Annotated in this window: 4 protein-coding genes; all 4 read right to left on the reverse strand. The window is 45.4% G+C overall.

Annotated elements, in window-relative coordinates:
- Positions 1 to 388: PIG-L deacetylase family protein (locus AYJ08_RS04960; protein ID WP_197490589.1), on the reverse strand; the 388-nt coding region annotated here is incomplete at its 3' end.
- A gap of 49 nt (positions 389 to 437) precedes the next feature.
- On the reverse strand, positions 438 to 1,424 hold the full coding sequence (locus tag AYJ08_RS04965) for an N-acetylglucosamine kinase (protein ID WP_064016821.1): 987 nt from the start codon (positions 1,422 to 1,424) through the stop codon (positions 438 to 440).
- Entirely contained in the window at positions 1,421 to 2,941 is a 1,521-nt protein-coding gene (gene argH, locus AYJ08_RS04970) for an argininosuccinate lyase (RefSeq protein ID WP_064016822.1), read from the reverse strand. The genes AYJ08_RS04965 and argH overlap by 4 nt, the downstream gene beginning before the upstream one ends.
- Positions 2,942 to 3,047: 106 nt before the next feature.
- Positions 3,048 to 4,452, reverse strand: a 1,405-nt coding sequence (locus tag AYJ08_RS04975; RefSeq protein WP_231929005.1) for an NEW3 domain-containing protein, incomplete at its 5' end; no start/stop codon positions are given.

Here is a 4,452-nt window from a genome sequence, read left to right on the forward strand (position 1 = left end):
GACCTGTAACGCCATCTGGTGGAAAGGTGATGATGATCTGAGGGTTAATAGTCAGAAGCGTCTGAAGTACGCGTTCGGTGAGCACGCTTTGGTCCATCTGGGCCAGCCCGCCGTCCGGAAAGCGATATAACAGCAATTCGGCTACTCCCAAGACGCTGAGGGCACTGCTTAATTCGTGCTCACGCAAGACAGCCAGCTGCTTTTGGCAGGTGATCGAATAGGGTCCGCACTTTCCTTTATCTCCTGATGTAGCTGTCACCAGATAAATTTGCTGTCCTAATTCGCTGTATTTTGCCATGGTTCCTGCGCAGGCAAACGATTCATCATCAGGATGCGGAAAAAGAAACAGCAGGCGCCTTACTTTAGCATTCTCGCTTGCTTTCCCCATGCTACTTCCTCCCTTTGTGCCCTGAATTTATTAGGTTGACAGCAGAGGCTTAGGGACTACTCATGGCAACAAGCCCCATAGCAATTACTCCTTTAATCGGTTCTTGCTCATTATCGTCCACGATTGCTTGTGGAGCATACTCACTAATTGATTGAATAAGCCTTTGTCTTACGAGTGGCTCATGCTTCAGCACGCCTCCTTGTAAAATAACCTGACAGGCTTGCTCCTGTAAGTCAAGCTGATCCATGACTGTTTTTATACCTGCAAACAATTCATCTGCAGCTTTTTCTAAAATCCTGTGCGCCGTCTGATCGCCTTTGTGCGCTGCTCTACTTACAAGGCGGGACAGTTCACCTACTCTGTCCACTGAATACGTTTTCTCATTATAGACCCAGTGAAAAAGCTGTTCTACATCTTCTATTTGCAAATGGGTAAGGACTTCCTCTGCAAGCAGTGTAGCATCCGAACGGCCATCTGATGCTTGAAATATAGCCGTTAACGCTTGTTTACCGATCCAATAGCCACTGCCTTCATCACCTACTAAATGTCCCCAGCCGCCAACTCTGCTTCTCTTTCCATCCTTACCTATCCCACAAACAATGGACCCCGTGCCGGCAATGGCCAATATACCAGGCTTACCACGTGTAGCACCTAGAAGGGCAGCAACACAATCATTTTCAATGATCAGCTTCTTTATTTGAATGTTCAAATCAAATAGCACTTGGTTCACTAGCTTTCCTATGATAGCTCGATCATAGGAAGTATCTAGACCAGCTATGCCAAAAACAGCGCAGTCTACTTGTAGTAGAGCGTTTCTTTGAGAGTGATTCTGTATCTGTGTAGGCATGGCTTCATTGATTGCTCTTTGAATCGCCATTTTCAACTCATATGTAGCTGACTCCACACCTTTTCCATGATAGTTACACGATCCAGCCACTCCTGTTCCCAGTACCTGCTGGTTGTAAGTAACGAACATCGCCAAGCTTTTTGTGCCTCCTCCATCTACCGCTAGAAGAGGAATATGCCATTGATTCATGTGTTATCACTCCATGTTGTCAAGATTTCATCCAATTGTGACAAGGCGGTTTGACAACGCAATGCTGCTGTCTGCCACCAGTTGTGCATCAGCTCCTGTGTTGTTTTTCGCGTTTCTATCATGCGCATCATTTCTCTAGGGCTAGGACCACCCGGTAGAGAACGGATAATGACAAAGTGTACAGGATCAAGCGCTTCAGCAAGCTCTGCCTCAGTTAGTACCACTTCTCTATTCATCACATGTTGGGCTGCCTCATTTACCATGTGAAGTGTTATTTGATCGGCTGTTATTTTCTGCTTGATCGCCTGTTGCACGACATAGCTGACAATACGATGCGAGGTTCTAAAAGATAGCTTATCTGTACGTACTAATGTATCCGCTAATTCTGTCACTGTGGCAAAGCTTCCCTTAACACGCGCCGAAAGTACCTCTTTATTGATTTGCATTGTTGTAATTACAGCTATTAGTAAATGATACATGTTATCTAAAATGGACAAGCTTTTCCATACGTACGGCTGCATGTCATCTTCTGTATCCACAATATCACCAAACGGTGTGTTATGCATCATCGAAAGCACTGTATTAGTCGTGCCTACGCAACTGGATAATAAGGAACGCATATGCTCCAAGGAAACGGGATTTCGCTTTTGCGGCATAATGGAGCTGACTTGCACATATGGATCGGCCACTCTCACAGCGTTAAATTCTTGCGTGCACCACAGCAGAAAATCCTGCACCGATCGCCCAAGATTAATCGCCGCTAATTGAACTGCCAGCATCGCCTCCCCAAGATAATCTGCACCGCTAATGGCATCGTAGGAATTTTCCACGATTTCATCAAAGCCTAATAATTCTTGCATGTGAGCACGACTGATCGTAAAGCCCGAGGTGGTCAGTGCCGCCGCGCCCATTGGACTTCGATTACCATTTTCATAAGCAGAACGTAGTCGGCGCAGATCGCGTTCCAGGGAATCTGCCATCGCCATTACATAGTGAGCAAGGGTGGTTGGTTGTGCCTGTTGGGTATGTGTATAACCAAGCATGATAGTATCGATATGCTCTTCGGCTACTTGCAGTAAATATTCATGCAGAAGCACTCCCGTTGAATAAGTCGCCAGCAGCTTCTCCCTTAGCACCATCCGATACATGCAAATGCCCATATCATTGCGGCTACGAGCCAAATGTAAATTGCCGGCAATGTCACCTGCTAGCTCTAACAATTGATTTTCTACCTGAAAAAATAAGTCCTCATATTCACCTGTGTAACCAGACTGCTGTAAAGTGTCTACATCTAGCTTCTGTAATGCATCTGCGATTTGTCTTGCTTCCTTCATAGAAAGCAATCCCTGCTCTTTTAACATGATTAGGTGGGCCTTATTGATAGCCATCATGGGAGCTAATAGGTGGGCCTTTGCCTCTTCATAGGCTGGCTCCAGAACCACCTTCGCATAGGTTTTCCCTGGGAAGCTTGTTCCTTCCTGATTGTACATTCTCGTTTGTCGAGCTTGAAATTTCATGCGGGATGCCTCCTTGTCTATTTTTATGGACCTTACCTTCCATACATCCGTGCAGAGGGTCCCTTTAAGATGGAGACCCCTCACGGATGTATCTAAATAGACTGCCTTATTGCTTCAAACTGATCATATTAACAAACATGCGAATGGCTCCTGGTACTAAATTGGGTATTTGTCGATACCAGACCAAGGAGCTGTACGTGTAGGTTCCTTTGCCATATTTGGCAGTTAAAAAGGTACCTGTGAACTCCTTCTCATTAGGATCACCATGGCTTATCAGCTCTGTGTACTCTTTTCCCCAAGCAGACGGATTGTAGGCAGAACGATCCTGAACCCAGTCATTCCAATCCTGTGCAGTTATTTTGTTGGGAGTTGTAAATAAAGGATGTGTTGGTTGTAGCATGGTCACCTTGGAATTTTCATCAGTAACACGCCACTTTATCAGCGGTTGCCCAATGGTAATGGGATAAGGAGCCAGATCAGGTGTCCATTTATCCTCCGGTTTATGGTACTGAACGATTAGATTACCGCCATTTTCAACGTATTGGAGTAGACGCTTATTACTTGGGATCAGCTCTGGTCGGAATCCGTAAGCACGTATCCCCAGCACAATTGTGTCATATTGCTGTAAATCACTTGATTCTACTGCCTTTGCATCCAAATTAACCACGTTTATCCCTACTTGCCGCAGATAGTGGGCGATTTGATCAAAGCCACTAGAAATATATCCTACCTTTCTATTTTGTTCTAGCTTTAGGTCAAAAGCTTGAATGGCAAGGGTAGCAGGATGGATGTAATAGGTGGTTCCAATGTGCGGATATGTAATGACCTGCACGTTGTCATTACTCTGTAATCCTGTTGCAGTAGCTTTTGCTGTAATCTCGTACGTACCGTTTTTTACTTTTGGGGACGGGGTTACGCGAAACGAAATGCTTTTGGTTTCCCCTTTCTGAGCAAAGGTGAGTTTACTTGAAGCTGGCTTAACAGACCAACCAGCTGGCAGCATAAGCGAAATCGTTGGCTCGCTAGCACCTGGTGTATAGTTTTTTACCGTAACTTGAATGGGAATCTCTTGGTTTTGCTGTAGGGTGTTTAACACCGTAGCATTCGGATTAAGCGATAGGGAAAATGGCGGCAAAATCCCCACTGTAGCTTGCGGTACAGCATGTAATGTCGCGTCCTCTCCAAAAGCATTGTAGGTTATATCGCTAGAGAGGATGGGTAAGCGGTACGGATGGAATTTGTCCGAATCTTTTGGGATATGTACGTCATATGTCACTGATACTCTCTGATTGTAGCTCACCTGCCCAAACGTTGTAGGTCCCGTGGGTTTTACCTTCCACCCATCTGGTGTCTTCAGCGTTATCCTTATATTTTTAATAGCGACCTGACTGCCATTATATGCTGTGACTGTTACTTTGGCTGTTTGCCCGGGAATCAGCTCATTGCCAGAGGATGTTACTTTACCCACGAGTGACAGGGCCTTTGGACTCGCTTTATCTAATTGATGCTCT

Origin of the sequence: Brevibacillus sp. SKDU10, assembly GCF_001645205.1 — a bacterium.
In the GTDB taxonomy this organism is placed as follows: Bacteria; Bacillota; Bacilli; order Brevibacillales; family Brevibacillaceae; genus Brevibacillus_B; species Brevibacillus_B halotolerans.

Excerpts from the sequence above, each read along its gene's own strand:
- AYJ08_RS04965 (WP_064016821.1), bottom strand. The coding sequence starts at position 1,424 with ATGAATCAATGGCATATTCCTCTTCTAGCGGTAGATGGAGGAGGCACA.
- argH (WP_064016822.1), bottom strand. The coding sequence starts at position 2,941 with ATGAAATTTCAAGCTCGACAAACGAGAATGTACAATCAGGAAGGAACA.